The following is a 23,838-nucleotide window of genomic DNA, read 5'->3' on the forward strand; positions in this document are numbered from 1 at the left end:
AGGCCGCCTTCACCGCCACGATCTCCTCATGAACCTTCAGGTAGTGGCCGGACAGGAACGCGCCCCGGTCGATCACCATGTCGATCTCGTCGGCGCCCGCCGCCACCGCCAGCGCGGTGTCGCTCACCTTCACCTCCAGCGAGGAACGCCCGCTCGGGAACGCGGTGGCCACCGAGGCCACCTTCACCCCCGAACCGCGCACCGCCGCGACGGCCGTGGCGACCAGGTCGGGATAGACGCACACGGCCGCCACCCGGGGCGCCTCACCGCCCGGGTGCACGGCCTTGGCGCACATCGCGCGTACCTTGCCGGCCGTGTCGGCCCCTTCGAGTGTGGTCAGGTCGACCATGGAGATGGCCAGGTCAATGGCCTTCGCCTTGGCCGTGGTCTTGATCGAACGGGTGCCCAGCATCGCCGCCCGCTGGTCCGCGCCGACCCGGTCGACCCCGGGCAGGCCGTGCAGAAATGCTCGCAGTGCCGCGTCAGACGAGGCGACGTCCGCGAGCGAGGTGGTCACAACGCTCATCGCGATCGGGTCTTTCTCGTGCGTGAGGGGGCCGGCCATCCGCCCGGCGGGGCGGTGGAGGCGCGTTCGATCAGCTTGGTGTCCAGGACGATGCGGCTGGCGCCGCCGCCGGTCTCCTCGGGGGCCAGCCGGCGCAGCAGCAGCCGCATGGCGAGCACGCCCTGCTCGAACATCGGCCGGTCGATGACGGTCAGGGGCGGCTTGAGCAGCGGACCGGTGTCCAGGTCGTCGAAGCCGATCAGGCTGATCTGGCCGGGGATGTCGATTCGCATGTCGTGCAGCGCCTTGAGCACGCCCAGCGTCATGAGGTTGTTGGCGGCGAAGATGGCGGTGGGCGGTTCGGGAAGCGACAGCAGGGACAGGGTGAGCTGGTAGCCGCTGTGCTCCTTGAAGTCGCCGACCAGGTCGTACTCGGGCGGCACCTCGATGCCCGCGTTGGCGAGCGTCCCGACGAACCCCTCGCGCCGCAGCCGGCCGGGGGTGGTGTCCAGGGTGCCGCTGATCGCGGCCACCCGGGTGTGCCCGAGGGCGAGCAGGTGCTCGGCCGCCTGCCTGCCGCCGCCGTCGTTGTCGACCAGCACGGCGTCGAACCGCTCGCCGCCCGCCAGATCGCGGTCCACGAACACCAGGGGCACGTCGGCGTCGTGCACGTGCAGCGGGGTCTCGTCCTGCTCGGTGGCGGGGGCGAGGATGATGCCGTCGACCCTGCGCACCATGTCCGCCAGCACATCGTCCTCCTGCTCGCTGCTCTCGTCGCTGTTGGCGAGCAGGATGCGGTAGGGCTCCGTACGCGTGACGGACTCCATGCCCTTGACCACCGCGGCGAAGTAGGGGTTCGTGATGTCCGGGACGACGACGCCGATCGTGTTGGTGCGCCCGGACTTCAGCGACTGCGCCGCGGCACTCGGCCAGTAGCCCAGCTCGTCGATGGCGGCCTGGACCGCCTCGTACGAGCGCACCCGCTGGCCGCGCAGGAAGCGCGAGACCGTGGCGGGAGAGACCCCCGCGCGAGCTGCTACGTCATGGATGGTGACCAAGTGAGCTCCAAACTGAAATCGATGTCAGTGATGATGGCAGGATGTGGCCGCAGAGTGTCAATGCCATGTATCCAACTCGTTACATACATCGGCATTTCTCCACCTCGAGGCCGGGTATGCCTCGACCGCGGACGGGTCTGCTGGAATGCCTACTGAAACCGTTATCAGTTGAAGGGACCCACTCGCGGGTCATCGCGCCAGGAGCGTATGTTCAGCCGAAGACGGCCGGGGGCGGGACCGGGGCCAGGACCGGGTCGCCGTCCTTGATGGCGGCGGCTCCGGCGATGAAGTTCGTCAATGTTGCCCCGTGGAGGCAGCGTGCCTGGGTGAGGCCGCCCGCCGCCCTTCTCGTCAGCAGATCCAGCGGCAGCTCCGTCCGAGACGCCGCGACGATCAAGTTGCCGAAGCGGCGGCCGCGCATGATGCCCGGTTCCGCCAGCAGGGCCACGTGCCGGAAGGCGCCCGTCACCGTGGCCAGCAGGCGTCTGGCGAAGGCCAGGCCCTTGCCGTCGGCCAGGTTGATGAGGAGGGTGCCGTCCGGGCGGAGGATGCGGGCGATGTCGCCCATGTACTCGGCCGTCGCCAGCTCCACCGGCATCGTCGCCCCCGAGAACGCGTCCAGGACCACCAGGTCCGCCGTGGCGTCCCAGATCTTGGCCGTGCCCTCGCGCCCCCCGTCGATGATGACCTTGAGGCGGGGGACCGAGCGCAGGTCCAGTTGCTCACGGACGAGGTTGACCAGCAGGCCGTCGGGTTCGATGACGATGTGCCGCGAGCCGGCGCGGGTGGCGGCTACGTAGCGGGGGATCGTGCAGGCCCCGCCGCCCACATGTACGCAGCTCAGCACCCCTTCTGGCAAAAGGTCGATCACGTCCGCCATGAGTCGTACATACTCGAATTCCAGAAATGTCGGGTCTTGTAGATCTACGTACGACTGAGGTACGCCATCTTTGGACAGCACCCAGCCGTCCTGCCTGTCCAGATCACGGAGAAGTTCGATCTCACCGAACGTCACCGGATACCGGCCAGGCATCGGTTCCCGCTGTCCACGAGCCACGTCTGATCCCCTCCTGGGAGAAAACGGTATGCGACGACGAAGGCTGATTGTGCTCGTTATCGCGGTGGTCGCGGTAGTCGGGGCGGGTGCTTTCGCGGTCATGGCGTCCAGCAGGGTCAAGGGGAGCCCCTCCCAGACGGCCGCGGCGTACTTCGCGGCCTGGCACAAGGGCAACGTGTCGGCCATGGCCCGCCTGGTCTACCAGCCGCCCGCGGACTTCGCCGTACGGCATCGCGCCCTCAGTGACGAGCTGCACGTCGAGTCCATCCAGCTCACGCCGGGCCCGTTGAAGAGCACGGGGGAGCAGGCCGCCGAGGTGCCGTTCGCGGGGGTGCGGCAGCTCACCGAGTTCGGGGCGTGGCAGTTCGACAGCACGTTGCGCATGGGCGTACGCGATCGGGCCTGGAAGGTGCTGTGGACTCCCGAGACGCTGCACCCCCTGCTCAAGGGCGGCGGCACGCTGGAGCTGGGCGAGATCGACGCCTCGGCGGCCGAGCTGGTCACCAGCGAGGGCGACAGGATCCCGAACGACAGCTACGCGGACGCGTACCTCAACCCGCTCAAGCCCGAGTTCGCGCAGGCCAGCCACGGCTGGGCGCTGGTGTCCAAGGTGCCGGGGCAGCCCGACAGGCAGTTGCTGACCAGCCGGCCCGAGGCGAATGTCGAGCGCACCACCCTGTCGCGCCCGGTGCAGGCGGCGGCCGCGCGGGCGCTGGACGGGGTCGAGGACTCGACGATCATCGTCATCCGGCCGAGCACCGGCGAGATCATCGGGCTGGCCGACCGCCTCAAGGACAACTTCAGCGCCGTACGGGACGTCTTCCCGCCCGGTTCGGTCTTCAAGGTGATCACCGCGGCGGCGCTGCTCAGGAGCGGGTACGACCCGGCCACCCAGGTGGGCTGCCCGGGGGCGTACACGATCCCGTTCCACAGCTCCTTCACCAACGCCGGCGAGGTCGACCGCGGCGTGGTCACCCTCACCGACGCCTTCGCCCACTCCTGCAACACCACCTTCGTCGAGCAGGCCACGACCCGGCTCACCGTGGACGACCTGCGCGCGACGGCGGACGAGTGGGGATTCGGCCGGCCCATCGCGACGGGCATCGGCGGCACCTGCGGCACCGTCCCGGAGACCGACGATCCCGACATGTTCGGCGCGGACGTCATCGGCCAGGGCGAGGTCGTCGCCACGCCGCTGTGCATGGCCGCGCTCGCCGCCGCCGTGGAGAGCGGCACCTGGCGCTCGCCGCGGCTGCTGGCCAAGGACGAGGTGCTCAGGATCGACGGGCAGCCGCACGAGGACGTCCCCATGGACGAAGGGATCGTGACCGCGCTGCGGGACATGATGGCGGCCGTGGTGGACTACGGCACGGCCAGCGAGTCGGAGCTGCCCGAGGGTGTGGCGGGCAAGACGGGGACGGCCGAGGTGCCGGACGAGACCTCGCATGCCTGGTTCATCGGATACCGCGACGACCTGGCGTTCTGCGTCTTCGTGCGGCACGGCGGGTCGGGGCGGGCGGTGGCCGTTCCGATAGCGGCCCGCTTCCTTAAGGGCCTGTAACCTACGGTACCGTAGGTTATATGACGACCATCACCGTAAAGCCCAGGCTGCGTGGCTGGTTGCACACTGGAGCACTGCCCGTGACCCTGGTGGCCGGGTTCGTCCTGGTGGCGCTCGGCCCGACCCTGCAGGCCCGTCTGGCCTCCTCGATCTACGCCCTCACCTCGGCGCTGTTGTTCGGCATCTCGGCGACCTATCACCGCGGCACGCTCGGCCCGCGGCTGGCGGAGTTCCTGCGCAGGATCGATCACGCCAACATCTATTTGATCATCGCGGGGACCTACACCCCGTTCGCGTTGCTGGCCTTGGACGGGGTGGCCCGGGTGGCGGTGCTCTCCGTCATCTGGGGCGGGGCGCTGGCCGGGGTGGCGTTCCGGGTGCTGTGGATGAACGCGCCGCGCTGGCTCTACACCGTGCTCTACCTCGGCCTGGGCTGGACGGCGATCTTCGTGATGCCGCAGTTGCTCGAAGGCGCGGGCGTGGCCGCCGTCGTGCTGGTGGCCGTCGGCGGCGTGTTCTACTCGGCCGGCGCGATCGTGTACGGCCTGCGCCGCCCCGACCCCTCGCCGAGCTGGTTCGGCTTCCACGAGGTCTTCCACGCCTTCACCATCGCCGCGTACCTGGTGCAGTACATCGCGGTCTCGATCGTGGTCTACTCCCACGTGTGAACGACTCTTGACCCCGCGCTGGTCTGTTTCCGGGCACGTCCAGGAAAGGCAGACCAGCATGGAGGACATTTCGCGGTCGTGGTGGCTGCTGCTCGTACGCGGCATCGCGGCCATCGTCTTCGGCATCCTGGCGCTCATCTGGCCGGGGCTGACGCTGCTCGTACTGGTGATCTTTTTCGGCGCGTACGCCCTGGTCAGCGGAGTCTTCGCGCTGATGGCCGGGTTCCGGCACGGGGCCAGGTCACGGGCCTGGCTCATCATCTCCGGCATTCTCGGCATCCTCGCCGGAATCGTGGCGTTCATCTGGCCGGGCCTCAGCTCGCTGGCCCTGCTCTTCATCATCGCCTTCTGGGCCATCCTCACCGGTGTGGCCGAGGTCGTGGCCGGGATCCAGCTCCGCAAGGTCATCGACAACGAGTGGATGCTCATCGTCGGCGGTGTCCTGTCGGTGATCTTCGGTCTCCTGCTGCTCGGCTGGCCGGGCGCGGGTCTGCTCAGCCTGCTCTGGCTGATCGGCGTCTTCGCCATCATGTACGGCATCGCCATGATCGTTCTATCGATCCGCGTGAGGAACTTCACTCCAACCCCAGGCATGCCGTAAATTTTCAAGAGAAGCTCGCATTTCTCGACAGGAATGTCACCGCTGTGGAGGCGCCATGGACGTACACGCCCGCCTTGCCCGCCACCTGCTCGTCGACGGCTACCGCCTGGTGCTCGACCTGGAGCTCAGTCAGGGCTCCTGGCTCGTCGACGCCCGGAACGGCCGCCGATACCTCGACTTCTACACCTTCTTCGCCTCGGCCCCGCTGGGCGTGAACCCGCCCTTCGACCCCGGCTTCACCCAGTTGCTCGGCCAGGTCGCCCGCAACAAACCGGCGAACCCCGACATCTACACCGAGCACCTGGCCGACTTCGTCGACACCTTCGCCCGCGTGCTCGGCGACCCGGAGCTGCCGCACCTGTTCTTCGTCGAGGGCGGCGCCCTGGCGGTCGAGAACGCGCTCAAGACCGCCTTCGACTGGAAGAGCCGCCGCAACGAGGCCGCGGGCAGGTCCCGCGACCTGGGCACCAAGGTCATGCACCTGACAAGGGCCTTCCACGGCCGCAGCGGCTACACCATGAGCCTGACCAACACCGAGCCGGGCAAGACCGACCGCTTCCCCAAGTTCGACTGGCCGCGCATCGACGTGCCCGCCATCCACCTCGGCGACGTCGAGGCGGCCGAGGAGCGGGCGCTGGCGCAGGCGAGCGCGGCGTTCGAGCGGTATCCGCACGACATCGCCTGCTTCATCGCCGAGCCGATCCAGGGCGAGGGCGGCGACAACCACATGCGGCCCCAGTTCCTGCAGGCCATGCAGCGGCTCTGTCATCGCAACGACGCCCTGTTCATCCTTGACGAAGTGCAGACGGGCGGCGGGACGACCGGGACGCCGTGGGCGTACCAGCAGATGGGGCTCGCTCCCGACGTGGTGGCGTTCGCCAAGAAGGTCCAGGTCGGCGGGATCATGGCCGGTCGCCGGGTGGACCAGGTGCCGGACAACGTGTTCCAGCAGAGCGGCCGGATCAACTCCACGTGGGGCGGTGGCCTGGTCGACATGGTCCGCAGTCGCGGCATCCTGGAGATCATGGAGCGCGAGGGGCTGATCGCGCGGGCCGCGACCGTGGGCAACGTGCTGCTCGAACGCCTCACCAAGCTGGAGGCCGAGCACCCTGACGCGATGTCCAACGTCCGGGGCCGGGGCATGATGTGCGCGTTCGACCTGCCGGACCAGGCCGCCCGCGACGCGCTGGTGGCCCGGCTCAGGGAGGAGCACGGCGTCCTGGTGCTGCCGTGCGGCTCCAGGTCCGTACGTCTGCGCCCGGCCCTGAACATCCCGGAGGCCGACGTCGACCACGGCCTGGCCGCCCTGTCGGCCGCGCTGTGAGCCCTACTGCGTGACGCTCGTGGCGCTGCGCCGTGGACCGAAGTAGCGCCAGAAGAAGTTGAGCAGCACGCTGACGCGGTTGCGCCCGCCCAGCAGGTAGGCCACGTGGATGAAGATCCACACCAGCCAGGCGGGCAGACCGTGCATGGTCAGCCCGCTGGGCAGCTGCAGCACGGCCTGCGCCTTGCCCACGGTGGCCATGATCCCGGGATCCCGGTAGGAGAACGGCCGCAGCTCCTGCCCCTGGGCCGCCGCGATGATCTGCCGCCCGACGAACTTGCCCATCTGGATCGCCGGCTGGGCGAGCTGGGGCAGCGGCGCGGGCGGCCCCGCGAGGTCGCCGGCGACGAAGATCTCGGGATGCTCGGGCACGTTGAGCGCCTCGGTGGTCGTGATCCGCCCGCCCTGGCCCTGCGGCAGCCCCCAGACGTTCACCTCCGGCGGCGCGGTGACCCCCAGCGCCCACACGGTCACGTCGCTCGGCAGCCGCGTGCCGTCCTTGAGCACCACCGCGTCCGGCTCCACGGCCGCCACCGTCGATCCCAGCCGCAGGTGCACGCCGCGCCTGCGCAGCGCCGCGGCCGCCGCGTCGCGCAGCCGCGCCTTGTAAGGGGCCAGCACGAAGTCGAACCGCTCCACCAGCGTCACGCTCGTCTGCTCGGGCCTGATCTCGGGATGCGTCAGCGGCAGCGTGCGCCGCCGGAGCTCGGCCAGCGTGCCCGCCATCTCGACCCCGGTCGCCCCGGCGCCCACGACCACGACGTGCGTGCCGTCGCGCCGCCCCAGCGCCGTGTCCTCCAGGCACTGCTGCAGCCGCCGCCGCAGGTTGCCCGCGTCGGCCAGCGAGTAGATCGGCAGCGCGTTCTCCCGCGAGCCCGCCACGTTGAGCCAGTTGGTGGTCACCCCGGTGGCGATGACGAGATAGTCGTATTCCAGCTCGCTCCCGTCCTCGAACTCCACCCGCCGCTCCTGCGGCTTCAGCTTGCTCAGCGAGGCCCGCCTGGCCCGCACGTTCGGCCATCGGGCGGCGAAGGTCCTGTTGGGGTAGGACACGTCGGCCGAGCCCATGCCGGCGGCCGCCACCTGGTAGAGCAGGGGCTGGAAGGTCGAGTACGGATTGCGGTCGACGAGCGTCACCAGAGCGCCGCCCTTGGCGAGCTCCCGCGTGGCGGACAGCCCGGCGAAACCCGCACCCACGACGACGACCCGCGGTCTATGCACCATGACAGAGTCCTTCCCCCTCAACGACGTCATGGATGCCTCTGGCACCGCCGGCATCTTTTAAACCACCGGCGCTACTCCTGACGGGATCGCCACAGCCCGATGGCCGTGACCCTGGAGTCGACGCCGAGCTTGGCGTAGATGCGGTTGACGTGGTTCTTGACCGTCTTCTCGCTGAGGAACAGCCGTTGTGCTATCTGCCCGTTGGACTGGCCTGTGGCGATCAGGTCCATGACTTCGGCTTCGCGTTTGCTCAGGGACGTGAACACGCTATCGAACGCTGCGTCGTCGACTCTCATCCGGCCTCCGGGGGCGCGCAGACGGTCAGATCGCCGAGGCCCCCGCGCTTCCGGCGTTAGCGGTAGACAGCGAGCATAACCCGCATTGTCATGATTTGGGGCCGTTGCCCGTGAGAAAACGAAACGGCCGGTCCCTCAAGACCGGCCGTTCGTGTCAGGGTGAGTGAAGGGACTTGAACCCTCGACATCCAGGACCACAACCTGGCGCTCTGCCAACTGAGCTACACCCACCATGGCCGCCCGCTGTGTGGCGGCACAGGAAAAGTGTAGCGGGGTTCGGGAGTCTTTACGCCACCGGTTTAACCGCTCACCCGCTCTGCCAGGCCTCTCGCCGTCGCGGAGTCGGGTCCGGGCTGCGCCACGAAGATGGCCGCGCGGTAGTAGCGCAGCTCCCTGATGCTCTCCGTGATGTCGGCCAGGGCCCGGTGCCCGCCCTGCTTCTCCGGCGCGGCGAAGTAGACCCGCGGATACCAGCGGCGCGCCAGCTCCTTGATCGACGAGACGTCGACCATCCGGTAGTGCAAATAGGAGTCGACCCCGGGCATGTCGCGCGACAGGAACGTGCGGTCCGTGCCGATCGAGTTGCCGCACAGCGGCGCCTTCTTCGGCTCGGGCACGTGGCGGCGGATGTAGTCGAGCACGAGCGACTCCGCCTCCGCCAGCGTCACGCCGCCCGCCAGCTCGGGCAGCAGCCCGGAGGAGGTGTGCATCTCGCGCACGACCTGCGACATCTGCTCCAGCGACTCCGGCGGCGGCTTGATGACCACGTCGACGCCCTCGTCCAGCTGATTGAGCTCGCTGTCGGTGATCACGCACGCCACCTCGACGAGCGCGTCGCGGCTAAGGTCGAGCCCGGTCATCTCGCAGTCGATCCAGACCAGCAAGTCACTCATTCGATCTCCTCGCCCAGCGGCTCGGAGCTATCCGCCCGCTTGTTACCCCACAAGCCTAGTGCCACCGGTTACGAGAGCTTGAGCGAGCTCACAACCTTGCCGACGACGTCGGTGCCCAGATTGTCGGGAACGGAGATGTAGACGATGGCCGGATATTCGCCCTCGCCACGATCTATGAGCACGATAGCCCCGTTCTCCTTCTTCCACTTATAGCCCTTCTCCTCCGAGACCTTGGTGAAGTCGAGTTCGAACTGCAACAACCAGGCGTCCCGGTCGCCGACCTTCATCGCCTTGTCCTCGACGACCTTGCTCTCGTGAGCGGGCTGGTAGTACTGGGTGCTGAACTCCACGAACGCGGACTTCGCCGTGTCGCCCAGCCCCGAGGAGCTGCCGGAGTAGGGATAGAGCTCGTTGAGCACGCCCGTGAAGACGTTGCCGATCCAGTCGTCCTGGCCCTGGTAGTCCTCCTGCGAGATGGCCTTGACCGCGGCCGACCACTGCTGCGTGGCCGGGTTGCCGTTGTTGACGGTGGCGGGCTCGGGCACCGTCCAGCCGTCGGGCACCTGGAACGAGACGCCGCTGCGCGGGTCGGTGAGGAGGTCGCCCGCCGGCTGGGGGAACTGCCCGGCGCCCTGGCTGGGCCGCGGGTCCTGGGACGGCGGGGGCTCCTGCGAGGGCGGCGGCTGCGTTTCGAGCCGCTCCGGCGTCGGCGTCGTGGGCGACGCGGTCAGCGCGGCGTTCCTGTTGACGAAGAAGATGGCCGCCACCACGATCAGCGCGAGCACCACCAGCGCCGCCAGCCCGCCGAACACCCAGGGCAGCGGGTTGCCCTGTTTGGGCGGCGGGCCGTAGCCCGGCCCCTGCGGCCCCTGTGGCCCCGGCGGTGGCCCGCCGCCCAGCGGCTGGGTGGGCGGCGGGCCGCCGTAGGCGCCTTGGCCGTAGGTGGGCTGGCCGAACTGCAACGTCGGGTTCGCCGGTGTCGCCGCCCAGTTGGGGCCGGTCTGCTGTGCCTGGGGGCCTGACTGGGGTGACGGCTGTTGCTGCTGCGGTCCTGAGGAGGGCTGGCCGGGCCCCTGCTCCTGGGCGTGCGTGGCGTCCGTCCACTGGTTGCCGTCCCACCAGCGGAGCCGGGGCTCTCCATAGGGGTCCGGGTACCAGCCCGCGGGGGTCTGCGTGGTCATGTTCGCCAGATTAGTAAGAACCGCTTTGATATGCATTGCTGGAGCGGGATCAACACTTGTACGTGAAGCTCGCCTTGTCGGCGCGCACCGGCCCAGGGGTGAGAATGCGCAGCGTGGCGGTGGCCTTGACGCTGCTCTTGCCCCGCAGCGTCCACCGTAGCGGCACCTGGTACGACGTCTGGTCGGCCCGCGTGCGCAGCGTCCCCTTCACGACCTCCTTGTCCAGGTTCTTGCGCCACTCGTAGCTGATCTCCCCGGGCGCCCCGTTGGTGACGACCGTGCCCGTGACCACCACGGCGCTGTTGCAGCCCTGCGTCTTCTTCGGCGCCACCACGTTGATCGACTTGACCGTCAGATCAGGTGAGTCGCTCAGCGTGAACCAGGCCAGGATCGCCCCCGCCATGATGATCGCGAAGACCGCGGTCGACAGGATCGTCCGGCGCCGCCGCGCCCGCGAGACCTTGCCCTCCCGCCTGCCTGCCCGCCTGCCCGCACGGTGCTCGGTGGCCGCCTCGCCGCGTCCCGCCCGCCAGATCCGCTCGGCCGTCGTCTCCGGCCGCTGCTCCTGCGTGCCGACCCCGGGCCCGAAGTGGACCGGTCCCGCGGAGGGGCCGGGAACGTGCAGCAGCGTGACGATGTCGCCCTCGTCTCTAGGCGGCGCGATCGGCGCCCGCGCGTACGACGGCGGCTGCGCGAACGCCGACCGCCCGCGCGCCGCCCGCGCCAGCCCCTCCCTGCCGATCCGCCCGTCGGGCAGCAGGCCCCGCTCGTTGACCAGCGTGTCCCGTGCCGTGGCCAGGCCCAGGGTGCTGGCGGCGGAGGCGGCCCGCTCGAACAGTTCGGCCGCCCGCGGCGCGCTCTGCCCGAAGGAGGCGGCCAGCCCACGCGCCAGCGACGCCCAGCCGGCCGCGTCGCGCTCGCGCGGTGAGACCCGGCCGCGGATGGCGTCGGACAGGCCGCGTTCCGACAGCAGCGCGGCGCCCTCGGCCGTGATCACCACGGTGCCCGGGTGCACCGAGCCGTGCGTGACCCCGGCGGCGTGCAGCGCCAACAGCGTCTGTGCGGTTTCCACCAGGACGGAGGCCGCCCCGCCCGGATCCACGGGCCCGGCGGCGATCAGGTCGGACAGGGTGGGCTTGACCGCCTGCGCGGTCAGCAGCCACACCTGGTCGCCCGCCGCGACCACGTCGGCCACGGGGATCAGCCCGGTCAGCCCGGCCAGCACGAGCCGCTGGTCGGTCATGACGGTGTGGACCACGCGGTCGCGTACGCCCGGCAGGCCGATGATCTTGGGATCGAACAGCAGCGCGCCCGCCCTGCGCCCATCGGGTGAGATGGCGTCGATCCAGTTGCCCAGTTCGGTCATCCAGGTGTGCTCGGTGAGCCGGAATCCGGCGATACCGTTTCCAGGGTTGTCCATCTCGCCGTTGCCCCCCGGCGTGTTCTAGCGCTTCCTTCGGTGGCGCCCCGCCAAACGGCGCTTCACCGCAAGTGTGACCGGAACGGCGCCCGACGTCACCAGGCCGAGCGCGATCAGTGCGGACTGCGCCTTGCTCGCGCCGTCGAGCTGCGGCGGCTGCTCGGGCGACGGCGTCGGCTGCGGTGTGGGTTCGCCGCCGCCGGTCTTCGTCGGTATCTCGCCGCCCGGCCCCTCGTCGTCCCGGGTGGGCGTCTGGGTGGGCCTGGTGGTGGGGCCCTGGTCCGGCGGCGCGCTCGTCTGCGTGCTCGTCTGGGTGGGGGCGGCCGTCGCCGGCGGGTCGTCGCCCTCGGGGTCGCCGACCTCGCCGCTCATCTCGGGGTCGGCCGACGGCGTCGGCGTGCCGGTCGGGGTGGGCTTCTTCGTCCTGGGCGGCGTCGTCCTGACCCGGGTGGGCTTGGGCGTCACGGTCTTCTTGGGCGTGGCGGTGGGCTGGACGGGTGGCGGCGCGGCGGTCGACGTGACGGCCGGCGTCGGCTCCGGCGTGTTCTCCGGCGCGGACTCCTCGGGAGTGGGCGCCGGCTCCTCGGTCGTCTCCTCCGGCTCCGGCGAGGCGGGCTCGGACGTGGTCGGCGCGACCTGGCTGGTCTGCGCCTGCAGCACGGGCTCCGTGGAGCCGATGTTGGCGATGACCACGATGGCGCCCACCAATACCCCGACCACCACCGCGCCGATCGCGATCTTGGCGGGGAGCTTGCTCAGGACGCTGGGCGGGTCGCTGAATTCCGTCTCGGTGAGCGCGGTCTCCGTCTCGGCCGGCTCGTTGAGCGCGCCCGGGAAGAGCAGCACCAGCAGGCCCGCGAGGGCGGCCAGGCGGCGACGGCCGCGCTCCTCCCAGTCGGGCCCGTACGCCTCGGCGGCGACGGCCTCCAGCTCGGTCAGGAACGCCTCCGCCGACGGCGGCCGCTCGGCCGGGTCCTTGGCCATGCCGCGCTCGACCAGGCCGCGCAGCGCGGAGGGCACCTCCTCCACCGGAGGCGGGGCGCTCTGGTGCTGGTGGGCCAGGGCCACGACGTTGGGCGCGCGGAAGGGGCGCGTGCCCGTCAGGCACTCGAAGAAGACGATGGTGGCGGCGTACACGTCGGTGGCGGGGCCGGCCGGCGCGCCCGTCCACTGCTCAGGAGCCATGTACGGCGGCGTGCCCGCCGCGTTCGCGCCCTCCCCGGCCCTGACCGCGATGCCGAAGTCCACGAGCTTGCTGGTGCCGTCGCCCTGGACCATGACGTTCTCGGGCTTGAAGTCGCGGTGCACGACACCGATCGCGTGCGCCGAGGCCAGCCCCCGCAGCGAGCCCTTGAGCACCGTCAGCGCCGCCTCAGGCCCGGTGGGGCCCTCGGACCTGAGCATCTCGCGCAGCGACACGCCGTTGATGAGCTCCATGATGATCGCCGCGCCGCGACCGGTCTCGACGTAGTCGATCAGCCGGGCGTGGTACGCGCTCTGCAGCGTGCCGAGTAACCGGGCCTCGTGCCGGAACCGGGCGACGAACCCGACGTCGGCTCTCAGCTCGTCACTGAGGTACTTGACGGCCACCTCGACGCCGTCGTAGTCGCGCGTGGCCAGCACGACCCGGCCGGCGGCGCCCGCGCCGAGTTCGCGTACCTCGGTGTAGCCGGGGACCCCCCACTGACCATCACCGTACATAACGGTCTCCTCTGGAGTTGCTTGGGCCCCCACCCTCATCAAACGGTCCGTAGCTTAACCAGACAGGAGCACTTTCCGGCTACCAAAGTCCCTCTAAGTCAGAATTGTCACTCCACGGTGCCAGGGGTATCAGGACGGGGACTTTCCGGGTCTGGCTTAGGCGTGACCTTCGGCCCTTCCCGCGTGGGCTCCTCGCTCGGTTCTTCGCTCGGCTTCTCGCTTGGCTTCTCGCTCGGCTTTTCGCTCGGCGGGCACGCCTGCGTGGTCCCGCTCCTGCTCGCGCTTCCGCCGGCCGCCGCCGGGTCGGTGGAGGCCGTCACGGTCCATCGCGTGCCGCAGGGCAGGCTCCGGCCGTAGCTGAAGACCCGCCGGTAGGAGGTGTCGCCGGACAGGGTGACCGTCTGGGAGCCGGAGCCCTCGCCGGCCGAGAACCGCACGGTGAGGCGTACCGGCTCGGCGTCCCTCGTGGTCACCGAGACGGCCGCGCTGAGGTCCTTGCCGACGCCGACGTCGCCGATCGACACCGACCGTACCCGCGGCGGGCAGGGCACCGAGGTCCGGCCCGTGGCCGTCCGGCCGCCCGCGGTCACCCGTACCGACAATGTCGAGCCGCAGGGGCGAGCCTCGAACGCGTGAGTGAACGTCTCGTTGTAGGAGGTCTGGCCGCGCAACGTCGCGGTACGCGTGCCGACCCCGTCGCCGTTGACCGCGAACCGGGCCGTCACGGGGATCTCCCCGGTGCCGCTCGCGACCACCCTGACCCGGGCGGTGGCGGTACGGCCCGGCGCGGCGGGCAGGTTCAGGCTGACGCGCAGCCCGGTCACCCTGGTCGGGCAGGCGGGCAGCGGCAGCGAGACCGACCTGGCGCCGCCCTGGGACGCGGGGGAGGTGGTGACGGTCAGGCCGACCGTGCCGCCGCACGGGCGCTCGCCGATCGACCAGGTGAGCGCGCGGGTGTAGGACCGGGCCCCGCTCAGGTTCAGGCGTTCGACGCGGCCGTTCGTGCCCGGCGCCGTCCAGCGCGCGGTGGCCGTGACGTCGTCGGTGCCGCTGGCGCGCACCGTGACGGTGCTCCGGACGACGGTGCCGTCGATCGAGATCGGGCCGACGTCCACCCCGAGCACCGAGGTGACCGGCGGCGCCGTCGTGGGCGTCAGCGTCACCGGAGGCGTGGTGGGTGTGGTGGGCGTGCTGGTCGAGGTGGTGCGGGTCCTGGTCGGCCTGGGCGGCGGGTCGGTCTCCTCGTCGGGCGGGGGAACCGCGCGGGTGGGGCCGTCGTCCGGCTCGTCCGGTTCTGGCGAGCCCTGCGGCACGGGCTCGGGCGTGTCCTCGGGGAAGGAGTCGGGGAAGGAGTCGGGGACCGTTTCCGGAAGCGTTTCGGACTCAGGAGGTTCGGAAGGCGGCTCGGAGATGGGTTCGAGCGAGGTCGGCGGCCCGGCCGCCTCCGTCGTGACCGAGGTCGGCGGCACGGCCGCCGCCGCGCCGATCGGCTGCTCGGGCGGCTGCTGCCGGTTGGTCAGCACGACCACCACCGCGACGGCGGCCGCCGCGGCCACCGCGCCGCCCATGGCCACGCGGCTCATGTTGGAGCGCATGCCGCGGAACACCGTCCTGGCCAGCGACGTCGTCACCTCGGGCGGTGACGTCTGCGGCATCGGCCACAGGAGCGCCAGCAGGGCCACCAGCGCGGCCAGCCGCCGCCTGCCGCGCTCCTCCCAGTCCTCCCCGTACGCCGCCCTCGCCGTGACCTCCAGCTCCTCCACGAACGCCAGCGCGCTCGGAGGGCGGAGCGCCGGGTCCTTGGCCAGCCCGCGCCTGACCAGCTCGCGCACCGGCTCGGGCGCGTCGTGGAAGGGCACCGGGGCGTGCACGTGCTGGTAGCCGAGCACGCTGGGCTCGGTGGAGCGGTAGGGGCGGTGCCCGGTCAGGCACTCGAAGAAGACGGCCGTGGCCGCGTACACGTCGGTGGCGGGCGAGGCCGGCAGGCCCTCCCACAGCTCGGGGGCCATGTAGGGCGGCGTGCCCTCGGGGCGCGCGATCGTGCCCTGGCGTACCGCGATGCCGAAGTCGACGAGCTTGCTGACGCCGTCGTCGCGTACGAGCACGTTCTCGGGCTTGTAGTCGCGGTGCACCAGGCCGAGCCCGTGCGCCCGCGCCAGCCCGAGCAGCGAGCCCTTGAGAACGACCAGCGCCGCCTCGGGCTCGGTCTCCCCGTGCTCGCGCATCAGCGCCCGCAGCGAGACGCCGTTGACCAGTTCCATCACGATGGCCGCGCCACCGGTGTCCTGGATGTACTCCCACAGCGTGGCGATGTGCGGGTCGCGCAGCGTCGTCAGCAGCCGCGCCTCCGACTGGAACCTGGCCAGGGCGGAGGGATCGCTCCGCAGTTCCTCGGACAGGTACTTGATCGCGACCTTGACGCCGGTCTCGTCGTGCACGGCCAGCGTGACGCGCCCGCTGGCACCCACCCCGAGCTGCTTGATCTCCGTGTAACCGGGAGCGCTCCACTCCATATGACTCTCCCATCAGGAGCCGGTCCACCTGATGAGACGTGTGATCAAGGAGCCGGGTTTTCCAGGTGGGTCCGGATTTATGGAACTACTCCCGATGGAGGATGTGAACAGGCGCATCGATACCTTCTGGGAGCACTGAATCCGGCTCGGGTTCGCCCCACGACGTGACCAGCGGCAGCACGCCCGCCCAGACCGGCAGCGCATAGTCCTCCTCCTCGTCCTTGGGCTCGCCGCGCCGGATCTTGACCGACGCCTCCTCCAGCGACAGCGCCAGCACGGCCGTCGCGGCCAGTTCCTTGCGCGAGGGGCGCCTGACGTAGTCCCACTGGCCGGGCGCGAGCTGCTCGGACAGGGCGCGCAGCCCCTCCATGCGCTCGTCCGGGTCCGTCACCAGCCGCGCCCGCCCGTAGATGATCGCCGAGCGGTAGTTGACGGAGTGGTGGAAGATCGAGCGGGCCAGCACGATGCCGTCGAGGTGCGTGACCGTGACGCACACCTCGCCGTCGCCGCCCGCCCGCAGCGAGCTGGCGCCGGTGGAGCCGTGCAGGTAGAGGGTCTCACCGACGCGCCCGTAGCCGGTGGGGATGACCATCGGATGGCCGTTCACCACCACGCCCAGGTGGCAGATCAGGCCGGTGTCGAGCACCTCGTGGAGATCGCTTCTGTCGGTGCTGCCGCGGTGCTTCTCGCGGCCCAGGGTGGTACGGGGAGTGGTCGAGAGCATGATTCGACCGTAACGAGGAAGTGGACCTATCCTGTAGGGCCACTACCGACCCCTTCATAGAGACCACTTTCGTGCGTACCCACGTTGACCTGCCCGTATCCCTTTCCCGCGACTCGGCCGAGCCGCTCACGGCCCAGCTCGCCGGCTGGCTGCGCGGCGCCATGCTGGACGGCACGATGGCGCCGGGCGAGCGGCTGCCGTCCACGCGGGCGCTGGCGGCGCAGCTCGCGGTGAGCAGGACCGTGGTGACGGAGGCGTACCAGCAGCTCTACGCGGAGGGCTGGCTGGACGGGCGGCACGGCTCGGGCACGTTCGTGGCCGACATGGAGGCGACGCCGAAGCCGCCGGGGGAGAGCGCGTACGTGCCCGCCCCGCCGCCGCCCCCGGCCGACTGGATCGATCTCACGGCGGGCCAGCCCTGGGTGCGCGACTACGATCAGGCGGCCTGGAAGCGGGCCTGGCGCAAGGCCGCCGACCTGCCGCCGGGCGACGCGCCCGACCCGTACGGGCTGCCCCGGCTCAGAGAGCTGCTCGCCGACCACCTGCGCCGCGCCAGAGGCATGGCCGTCGGCCCGGAGAACATCCTGGTCACCAGGGGCACCGGCAACGGGCTCGACCTGTGCGCGCTGGCCCTGCTCAGGGGCCCCGGCGCCCGGGCCGGCGTCGAGGACCCCGGATACCACGTGGCGCGCACGGTGTTCGCGGCCAGGGGCGCCGAGGTGGTGCCGTGCCCGGTGGACGAGGACGGCGTGATCGTGGACGGGCTCCCCGGCGACCTGCGCCTGCTCTACACCACGCCCGCGCACCAATATCCGCTGGGCGGGCGGCTGCCCATCCCGCGCAGGGAGCGGCTGCTGGCCTGGGCCAGGAGCACGGGCGCGATGGTCGTGGAGGACGACTACGACGCCGAGTTCCGCTACGACGTCGCCCCGCTGCCCGCCCTCTACGGCCTCGACCCCTCACGGGTGGTGCTGCTCGGCACGCTGTCCAAGATCCTCGCCCCCGACGTGGGCGTGGGCTGGCTGGTCGGCGAGCCCGAGCTGGTGCGCAGGATCGCCGTCCTGCGCCGAGAGGTGGCCGACCGCACCAGCGGCCCCGTCCAGCAGGCCGTGGCCACGCTGCTGGAGCGCGGCGACCTCGACCGGCACCTGCGCCGGATGCGCCTCGAATACGCGCGCCGCCGCGCCGCCGTGGTCGAGCTGCTCGGGCCCGTCTGCCAGCTGCGCGGCGACACGGCCGGGCTGCACGTGCTCGCCGAGCTGCCCGCCGCCCTGGTGCCCGCCGTGGTCGAGCGGGCCGGGGAGCGGGGCGTCCTGCTCGACTCCACCGCCCGCCACCACCACGGCGGCACCCGCCTGCACGGCCTGGTGATCGGGTACGGCTCCGCCTCGCTCGCCGACGTCAGGCGCGGCTGCCGCATCCTGGCGGGGCTGATCAGGGACGTGTCGCAGGCGGTTCGAGGCGGCTCAGGATCGGGAAAGAGCGGGTGACGTACATCGGGTCGACCGGGAGCACGTGCCGCGCCCACCAGCGCGCCGGGCCCGGGTCGAAGGAGTGCTCGGTGAAGTCGGGGGCGTAGTCGTCGTACGGAGGGTCGTACAGGTAGCCCGTGGCGACCCCGTGCCGCTCCAGCTCGGCGATGGCGGCGTCCCTGTCGCGCACCAGGAGCGGCACCCGGAACAGCGGCCGGGTGAGATCGTCGAGCACCGCCGGGGCGACCGTGGGCAACTCGGCCAGACGCCGCACGCCCGCCACCCGGCGCGCCCGCTCGCCGGGCACCTTGGCCACGCGCCTGCCCTGGTACCAGCGGGCCAGGCCACCCCGGTGGGCGCGGTAGCGGTGCAGGTCGGCGCGTACCCAGGGGTCGAAGGGCGGCAATTGCGGCACCTGCTTGAGCGCCAGCTCCAGCCCGTCGGGGTCGAGGGCGATCCGGTAGCCGTCACGCTCCTCCTGCAGCCCGAGGGCCCGCATGAGATGGAGCGCCGGACGGACGAGGTTGAGCCTGAGCGCCACCTGCCTGGCCATGGAGGTGGTCACGCTCATCAGGTCGTCCAGCGGGCTGCCCGGGGTCAGCAGCTCGTCGCGGGCGCGGGTCAGGGCGTCAAGATCGGACTTCCGCTCGACGACCAGGACGCCGCCCGAGCCCGCCCCCGGATGCTTCGAGAGGCTGAACACCCCCGCCTGGCCGAACGTCCCCAGCGGCCGTCCGCCGACGTCGGTCTCCATGGCGTGGGCCACGTCCTCGATCAGGATCTTCCCGGTGAACGCGGCGACGTTGTCGGGCAGGCCGTACAGGTTCGTCGTCAGCACCGCGTCCACCTGGCCGAGGTTCACCCGGGACGCGTCGATGTTGCCGTCGCGCGGCGACAGTGGCGCGATCACCGGGCGCAGGCCGGCGGCCAGCACCAGGAAGAGGATCTCGTCGGCCGAGATGGGCGACATGAGCAGCCGCATCCCGGGGACGCACCAGTGACGCAGGGCCAGGTAGAGGCCGAGACGGTTGGACGGCAGCGACAGACAGTGACGACCTGTGCGCTCTGCGAAGATTTTCACCCTTGTAGGACAGTACGGAGTCGTCCATAGGTTTTCAATGCCTTGTCGGCGGTTTTCAGCAGGATCGGGTTGGCCATCACCGTCGCACGTGTTTTGCGCACCGGTACCCGCATCACCCAGTGCACGCCCGCCGCCGGGCTGCTCCTGGCCACGCGGCCCTCGGCCACCTCCAGCTCGCCCGTCTTCAGCTTGTCCTTGTACTCCTTCTGGCCACGGCCCATGTCGATCACCTCGACGCCGGACTCGGCGGCGCGCTCGGCCATCGCCAGGTGGTGGATGAGGCCGGGGGAGTATTTGGCGAACTGGGTGTCGTAGGCGGGGAACCAGCCGGCGAGCGTCGTCCGCGTACGCAGCCCGAAATGCCCCGCCATCGGCCGGCCGTCCACGTAGACCATGTCCAGCACCCCGGCGAAGCTCTCGGACTGGGTGGCCAGCAGCCGCTCGACCAGCTCCACGATCCACTGGTGCGCGAACCTGTCGGTGCGGCCGGTGCGGCGATATTGGTCGGTCTTCCAGCCCAGCAGCGTGCGCAGCGGCGCCAGGTCGGTGGTCGCGTAGTCGTGGCGCAGCTCGCCGGCCTCGCGCTGGAGCTTGCGCGACTTGGCCAGCGTGGTCTTGTACGTCTTGCCGGAGTGCAGCCGCAGCGTCTCGGTGTAGCGCTGGTAGCCGTCGCGCAGGTCGATGATCGGCGACGGGTGCCGCTCGTGGCGCCCGCTCAGCAGCGGCTGGCCCGACACCAGGTGGTCGAACTCGTAGACCGCCAGCCCGCACTCCTTGAGCAGCCGCGTCGGGTCGATGTCGAGGCCCTTCGCGAGGACCAGCCCCTGTGCGTCCGTCAGGCCCGCGGCGACCGGCTTGCCGATGCCCATCGGATGCCGCTCGAAGGGGAAGAATCCCACGATCTCCGGACCGTCGTGGATGACGGCGACCCTGACGAAGTCACGCAGCTCACCCACCGTGATGGTGAACTCCGGGGACAGGAAAGGGTTGTCGAAGGCGGCGTCCGCTTCCTGCAGAGCACGCCATCGGCTCAGTTCGTTGTGACCCAGTTCGCCAGGGTGGGCAAGGGTGACGCGCATGGGCTCCTACTGACGGGCATGCCACTCGCTGTCCATGTTGCGGGCAGACGTGTACAGCCAGGGTAAAGGATCTCGTCTGATGCTTATCGACGCAGGTCCGGAACGTTACACAACTGCCAGGGTGTATTCAGTTCCGAGTGACGTTCTAATGTGTGTTCATGACCGTACCTGGCATCGACCAACCCCGTCTGTCTGCGTGGATGGGCCGGAACGTGCCCGACGCGGGCGAGCCCCTCACCGTCTCGCTCATCGCGGGCGGCCGGTCGAACCTCACCTATCTGGTGGAGACCGGGGAGCGCCGGCTGGTGCTGCGCAGGCCGCCGCTCGGTCACGTCCTGCCGACCGCCCACGACATGCGGCGTGAGTGGCGGGTCATCTCGGCGCTCGCGCCGACGCCGGTCCCGGTGCCGGAGCCGGTCGCGTTCTGTCCCGACGAGGACGTGGTGGGGGCGCCGTTCTATCTCATGGGGTACGTGGACGGCGCCGCCGTACGGACGCGGGAGCAGCTCGGCGACCCGGCGCCGGACCGGACACGGCGGCTGTCCGAGCGCCTGGCCGAGGTGCTGGCCGCCGTCCACGCCGTCGACTACCGCGAGGTCGGGCTCGGCGACTTCGGCCGCCCCGAGGGCTACATGACCAGGCAGCTCGACCGGTGGTGCCAGCAGTGGGAGCGGTCGAAGACCGCCGACCTGCCGGAGTACGACCGGCTCGTGGAGCGCCTGCGGGCGCGGCTGCCCGCCGAGGCCGCCGGCACGCTGGTGCACGGCGACTACCGGCTGGACAACACGCTGATCCGGCTCGACGACCTGGAGATCAGGGCCGTGGTGGACTGGGAGATGTCCACGCTCGGCGACCCGCTGGCCGACCTGGGGCTGACGCTGACGTACTGGCACGATCGCGGGGACGACGAGCGGGCGGGCATCCCGGTGGCCGGCGACGTGACGATCGCGCCCGGATTCATGAACGCCGCCGAGTTCGCCGGGCACTACACGAAGGTGTCCGGGCGCGACATTTCAGACCTCGGGTTCTACGTGGCCTTCGGAAACTTCAAGCTCGCCGTCATCGTGGAGGGTATTCACGCCCGCTTCCGGCAGGGTAAGACCGTGGGGGAGGGATTCGACCGCATCGGCTCAGCCGTACCCACCCTGATCTCTCGCGCGCACCGCATGCTCGACCAGCCCTGACCCCGCAAGGAGCGCCATGAGCACAGTTGCACTGATCACCGGAGCGGCGAGCGGCATCGGTGCCGCCGTGGCTCGGCGCCTGTCGGCGGGCGGCGTCAAGTGCGTCCTCGTCGACCTCGACGGCGAAGGCGTCGAGCGGCTGGCCAAGGAGGTGGACGGCGCCTGGCTGGCCGCCGACGTCGGCACCGAGGAGGCGTCCCTGGAGGCCGTCGCGCTGGCCGAGCGGCGTTATGGGCGGCTCGACCTGGTCCACCTCAACGCCGGGATCCCGGGGCGGGTGGATCTGGCCGACTTCGACCTGGCCCGCTACCGCCAGGTCGTCGGGGTGAACGTGGACGGCGTCGTCTTCGGCGTCCGGGCCAGTGTGCCGCTGCTCGTCCGCTCGGGAGGCGGCGCCATCGTGGTCACCTCCTCGCTGGCCGGGCTGGTCGGCTTCGCCGGCGACCCGATCTACACGATGACCAAGCACGCCGTGGTCGGCCTGGTCAGGGCGCTGGCCGAACCGCTGGCCGAGCAGAAGATCCGGATCGGGGCGGTCTGCCCCGGCTTCACCGACACGCCGCTCGTGGCCGAGGCGCGGCAGATGTTCCTCAACGCCGGCTTCCCCCTGCTCACGGTCGAGGACGTGGCCGCCGCGGTCGAGTCGGCCTTCTACGCGGAGACGCCGGGAACGCTCCTCATCGTGCAGCCGGGGCGGCAGCCGGTGCCCTACCGTTACGCCGGGGTGCCGGGGCCCGCGGGCGGGCAGCGACCTCCAGGCTGACGGCAAGTCACTCGCAAGTGGGACGACTAGCGTAATAAGGGCCGGGCACTCCGCCCGGCCCTGGATAGTTGGTGAAACTTTGTAGGGTCCTTTGTGATTCCATGATTCCCGGATGAGGAGCGTTCAGTGATTCCGACCGACGGCCGGCATGCGCGCCGACGATCGCCTTGGCCGATCGCCCTTGGAGCCGGCATCCTCGCGGTGCTCCTGGTCGCGGGCATCATGGTCTACGCCTCGCTGCGGACGCAGTCGCGCACCGAGTTCAAGGGCAGCGAGGTGGCCACCACCGTGCCCACCGAGCCCGCTCCCCGGCTGGAGGAGCCGCCGGCGGTGCCGAGCTGGCCGCGCTGGGGCATCACCCACACCCAGTACAGCGCCGACAACGAGCCGCAGGCCGTCGTGGACGAGGCCAGGGGCGTGCTGGGGCGGGTCCCGATGCTGCAGAACCAGCACATCATGGGCTGGGGCGTCGGCAACCCGGAGCCCAGCCCCGGGCAGTTCAACTTCCGTGATCTCGACCGGCGGCTGAAGTTCATGGCCTCCTCGCGGGCGCTGCCGGTGATCACGCTCTGCTGCGCGCCCGACTGGATGAAGGGCGGCCAGGCCGGGCGTACGGACTGGAGCAAGAACCACACGGTGGCGCCCGAGCCCGAGCACTTCGACGACTTCGCCAAGCTCGCCACCCGGGTGGCCAAGCAGTATCCGACGGTCAAGCACTACATGGTGTGGAACGAGTTCAAGGGCTTCTGGGACCCGAGCACCAACCGGTGGGACGCCCAGGGATACACCGAGATGTACAACAAGGTCTACACGGCCTTGAAAAAGGTGAACAAGGACATTCAGGTCGGCGGGCCGTACATTCCGATCGAGACCAACACCCGCGGCGGGCCGTCCGAGCTCAAGGGGCCGTGGGGGACGGTCGACCAGCGGGCGCTCGAGGCCGTCAAATACTGGATCGAGAACAAGAAGGGCGCCGACTTCATCGTGGTCGACGGGGCGTCCATGACGAACGACAAGGGGAACGTTCCCAACGACTACGGCGCCCAGGAGAAGTTCAGCGCCATCACCACCTGGCTGCGCAAGGAGAGCGGTGACCTGCCGGTGTGGTGGGCCGAATGGTACGTCGAGCCGGAGAACTCCGGATGGAGCGAGGAGAAGCGCACGGCCGTGCAGGCGGTGACGCTCATGGAGTTCGCCAGGAGCGGCGTCACCACCGCCCTCTACTGGAATCCCCAGCAGAAGGACGAGGGCGACTGCGCCGGGTGCCTCTGGTCGCCCAAGGTGGGCGGCGAGATGCCGATGGCGGGGCTGCTCAGCGGGTTCACCAAGTGGTTCCCGTCCGGGGTCCAGGTCGAAGAGGTGAAGTCGTCCGATCCGAAGGTGAAGGCGCTGGGACAGGCCAGCCAGGTCGTGATGGTGAACACCTCGGACCGTCAGGTGTCGGCCACGGTCGACGGCCGGCAGGTCACCCTGGCCCCCTACGAGATCAAGTGGTCCGGCCGGGGCGCGTAGGCCCCGGCGGGACGTGCTCCG

The 23,838-nt window shown here is 70.5% G+C and carries 20 protein-coding genes, 1 tRNA gene and 1 pseudogene; 8 read left to right on the forward strand and 14 right to left on the reverse strand.

The genetic code is table 11. The features are described from left to right. From C4V41_RS52010 to C4V41_RS52020, 3 genes and pseudogenes are all read right to left on the reverse strand, one after another. A pseudogene (locus C4V41_RS52010) lies at positions 1–526 on the reverse strand (deoxyribose-phosphate aldolase); the annotation flags it as partial. Further along, entirely contained in the window at positions 523–1,563 is a 1,041-nt protein-coding gene (locus C4V41_RS52015) for a LacI family DNA-binding transcriptional regulator (protein WP_103963507.1), read from the reverse strand. The gene C4V41_RS52015 and the pseudogene C4V41_RS52010, both read right to left, overlap by 4 nt. A 211-nt stretch (positions 1,564–1,774) precedes the next feature. Next, positions 1,775–2,596 carry a spermidine synthase gene (locus C4V41_RS52020; RefSeq protein ID WP_103963508.1) on the reverse strand — a complete coding sequence of 274 codons (822 nt, stop codon included), beginning with the start codon at positions 2,594–2,596 and terminating at the stop codon, positions 1,775–1,777. Between the two features lie 124 nt (positions 2,597–2,720). On the opposite strand from C4V41_RS52020, the gene C4V41_RS52025 reads away from it, so the two are divergent. The 4 genes from C4V41_RS52025 to lat are packed head-to-tail and all read left to right on the forward strand — an operon-like array spanning position 2,721 to position 6,774. Next, complete coding sequence (locus C4V41_RS52025) at positions 2,721–4,181, forward strand: penicillin-binding transpeptidase domain-containing protein (protein WP_160150698.1); 1,461 nt, start codon at positions 2,721–2,723, stop codon at positions 4,179–4,181. A gap of 20 nt (positions 4,182–4,201) precedes the next feature. Further along, entirely contained in the window at positions 4,202–4,849 is a 648-nt protein-coding gene (trhA, locus tag C4V41_RS52030; protein WP_103963510.1) for a PAQR family membrane homeostasis protein TrhA, read from the forward strand. Between the two features lie 58 nt (positions 4,850–4,907). Then, positions 4,908–5,450: an HdeD family acid-resistance protein gene (locus C4V41_RS52035; RefSeq protein ID WP_103963511.1), complete on the forward strand. Its 543-nt coding sequence runs from the start codon at positions 4,908–4,910 to the stop codon at positions 5,448–5,450. A 55-nt stretch (positions 5,451–5,505) separates the two neighbouring features. Further along, positions 5,506–6,774, forward strand: coding sequence for an L-lysine 6-transaminase (gene lat / locus C4V41_RS52040; RefSeq protein WP_103963512.1), 1,269 nt, complete (start codon positions 5,506–5,508; stop codon positions 6,772–6,774). A gap of 3 nt (positions 6,775–6,777) precedes the next feature. Here the strand turns inward: lat and C4V41_RS52045 are convergent, their stop codons facing one another. The 9 genes from C4V41_RS52045 to C4V41_RS52085 form a co-directional block, all read right to left on the reverse strand. Continuing rightward, complete coding sequence (locus C4V41_RS52045) at positions 6,778–7,998, reverse strand: NAD(P)/FAD-dependent oxidoreductase (protein WP_200824852.1); 1,221 nt, start codon at positions 7,996–7,998, stop codon at positions 6,778–6,780. Between the two features lie 71 nt (positions 7,999–8,069). Further along, complete coding sequence (locus C4V41_RS52050) at positions 8,070–8,264, reverse strand: helix-turn-helix domain-containing protein (RefSeq protein ID WP_235030925.1); 195 nt, start codon at positions 8,262–8,264, stop codon at positions 8,070–8,072. A gap of 188 nt (positions 8,265–8,452) precedes the next feature. After that, positions 8,453–8,525: transfer RNA gene (locus C4V41_RS52055), tRNA-His, on the reverse strand. Between the two features lie 68 nt (positions 8,526–8,593). Further along, on the reverse strand, positions 8,594–9,187 hold the full coding sequence (gene orn, locus C4V41_RS52060; RefSeq protein ID WP_103963515.1) for an oligoribonuclease: 594 nt from the start codon (positions 9,185–9,187) through the stop codon (positions 8,594–8,596). 68 nt (positions 9,188–9,255) lie between these two features. After that, entirely contained in the window at positions 9,256–10,368 is a 1,113-nt protein-coding gene (locus C4V41_RS52065) for a DUF2510 domain-containing protein (RefSeq protein ID WP_160150699.1), read from the reverse strand. 49 nt (positions 10,369–10,417) lie between these two features. Beyond that, a complete protein-coding gene (locus C4V41_RS52070; protein ID WP_103963517.1) occupies positions 10,418–11,788 on the reverse strand; it encodes a protein kinase family protein in 1,371 nt (456 codons plus the stop codon). 24 nt (positions 11,789–11,812) lie between these two features. After that, on the reverse strand, positions 11,813–13,489 hold the full coding sequence (locus tag C4V41_RS52075; RefSeq protein ID WP_103963518.1) for a serine/threonine-protein kinase: 1,677 nt from the start codon (positions 13,487–13,489) through the stop codon (positions 11,813–11,815). Between the two features lie 107 nt (positions 13,490–13,596). After that, positions 13,597–16,002: a serine/threonine-protein kinase gene (locus C4V41_RS52080; protein WP_200824853.1), complete on the reverse strand. Its 2,406-nt coding sequence runs from the start codon at positions 16,000–16,002 to the stop codon at positions 13,597–13,599. A gap of 85 nt (positions 16,003–16,087) precedes the next feature. Next, positions 16,088–16,726 (reverse strand): pyridoxamine 5'-phosphate oxidase family protein, encoded by a 639-nt coding sequence (locus C4V41_RS52085; protein ID WP_103963519.1) that lies wholly within the window; start codon positions 16,724–16,726, stop codon positions 16,088–16,090. Positions 16,727–16,797: 71 nt separating this feature from the next. Here C4V41_RS52085 and pdxR point away from each other — a divergent pair, with 71 nt between their 5' ends. Next, positions 16,798–18,216, forward strand: a complete 1,419-nt coding sequence (gene pdxR / locus C4V41_RS52090) for a MocR-like pyridoxine biosynthesis transcription factor PdxR (RefSeq protein ID WP_103963520.1) — start codon at positions 16,798–16,800, stop codon at positions 18,214–18,216. On the opposite strand, the gene C4V41_RS62480 is transcribed toward pdxR, so the two are convergent. Continuing rightward, the gene (locus C4V41_RS62480; protein ID WP_160150700.1) at positions 18,161–19,279 is read right to left on the reverse strand and encodes a DegT/DnrJ/EryC1/StrS family aminotransferase; all 1,119 of its coding nucleotides are present in this window, start codon (positions 19,277–19,279) and stop codon (positions 18,161–18,163) included. The genes pdxR and C4V41_RS62480 overlap by 56 nt on opposite strands. Next, complete coding sequence (locus tag C4V41_RS52100) at positions 19,276–20,358, reverse strand: GNAT family N-acetyltransferase (RefSeq protein ID WP_235030926.1); 1,083 nt, start codon at positions 20,356–20,358, stop codon at positions 19,276–19,278. The genes C4V41_RS62480 and C4V41_RS52100 overlap by 4 nt, the downstream gene beginning before the upstream one ends. Before the next feature lie 158 nt (positions 20,359–20,516). Between C4V41_RS52100 and C4V41_RS52105 the strand changes: the two genes are divergently transcribed. From C4V41_RS52105 to C4V41_RS52115, 3 genes are all read left to right on the forward strand, one after another. After that, positions 20,517–21,542, forward strand: coding sequence for a phosphotransferase family protein (locus C4V41_RS52105; RefSeq protein ID WP_103963603.1), 1,026 nt, complete (start codon positions 20,517–20,519; stop codon positions 21,540–21,542). 16 nt (positions 21,543–21,558) lie between these two features. Next, positions 21,559–22,305: an SDR family oxidoreductase gene (locus tag C4V41_RS52110; RefSeq protein WP_103963521.1), complete on the forward strand. Its 747-nt coding sequence runs from the start codon at positions 21,559–21,561 to the stop codon at positions 22,303–22,305. 126 nt (positions 22,306–22,431) lie between these two features. Then, positions 22,432–23,817, forward strand: a complete 1,386-nt coding sequence (locus tag C4V41_RS52115; protein ID WP_103963522.1) for a GH39 family glycosyl hydrolase — start codon at positions 22,432–22,434, stop codon at positions 23,815–23,817. Positions 23,818–23,838 lie beyond the last annotated feature (21 nt).

It is taken from the genome of Nonomuraea solani (assembly GCF_900108335.1).
Classification (GTDB): domain Bacteria; phylum Actinomycetota; class Actinomycetes; order Streptosporangiales; family Streptosporangiaceae; genus Nonomuraea; species Nonomuraea solani.

Bases quoted from the DNA above. Each gene is read 5' to 3' on its own strand.
- C4V41_RS52085 (WP_103963519.1), bottom strand. From the start codon at position 16,726: ATGCTCTCGACCACTCCCCGTACCACCCTGGGCCGCGAGAAGCACCGC.
- C4V41_RS52045 (WP_200824852.1), bottom strand. From the start codon at position 7,998: ATGGTGCATAGACCGCGGGTCGTCGTCGTGGGTGCGGGTTTCGCCGGG.
- C4V41_RS52075 (WP_103963518.1), bottom strand. From the start codon at position 13,489: ATGTACGGTGATGGTCAGTGGGGGGTCCCCGGCTACACCGAGGTACGC.
- C4V41_RS52070 (WP_103963517.1), bottom strand. From the start codon at position 11,788: ATGGACAACCCTGGAAACGGTATCGCCGGATTCCGGCTCACCGAGCAC.
- lat (WP_103963512.1), top strand. From the start codon at position 5,506: ATGGACGTACACGCCCGCCTTGCCCGCCACCTGCTCGTCGACGGCTAC.
- C4V41_RS52065 (WP_160150699.1), bottom strand. From the start codon at position 10,368: ATGACCACGCAGACCCCCGCGGGCTGGTACCCGGACCCCTATGGAGAG.
- C4V41_RS52020 (WP_103963508.1), bottom strand. From the start codon at position 2,596: ATGCCTGGCCGGTATCCGGTGACGTTCGGTGAGATCGAACTTCTCCGT.
- C4V41_RS52105 (WP_103963603.1), top strand. From the start codon at position 20,517: ATGACCGTACCTGGCATCGACCAACCCCGTCTGTCTGCGTGGATGGGC.
- C4V41_RS52035 (WP_103963511.1), top strand. From the start codon at position 4,908: ATGGAGGACATTTCGCGGTCGTGGTGGCTGCTGCTCGTACGCGGCATC.
- C4V41_RS52110 (WP_103963521.1), top strand. From the start codon at position 21,559: ATGAGCACAGTTGCACTGATCACCGGAGCGGCGAGCGGCATCGGTGCC.
- orn (WP_103963515.1), bottom strand. From the start codon at position 9,187: ATGAGTGACTTGCTGGTCTGGATCGACTGCGAGATGACCGGGCTCGAC.
- C4V41_RS52025 (WP_160150698.1), top strand. From the start codon at position 2,721: ATGGCGTCCAGCAGGGTCAAGGGGAGCCCCTCCCAGACGGCCGCGGCG.
- C4V41_RS52080 (WP_200824853.1), bottom strand. From the start codon at position 16,002: ATGGAGTGGAGCGCTCCCGGTTACACGGAGATCAAGCAGCTCGGGGTG.
- trhA (WP_103963510.1), top strand. From the start codon at position 4,202: ATGACGACCATCACCGTAAAGCCCAGGCTGCGTGGCTGGTTGCACACT.
- C4V41_RS52100 (WP_235030926.1), bottom strand. From the start codon at position 20,358: ATGCGCGTCACCCTTGCCCACCCTGGCGAACTGGGTCACAACGAACTG.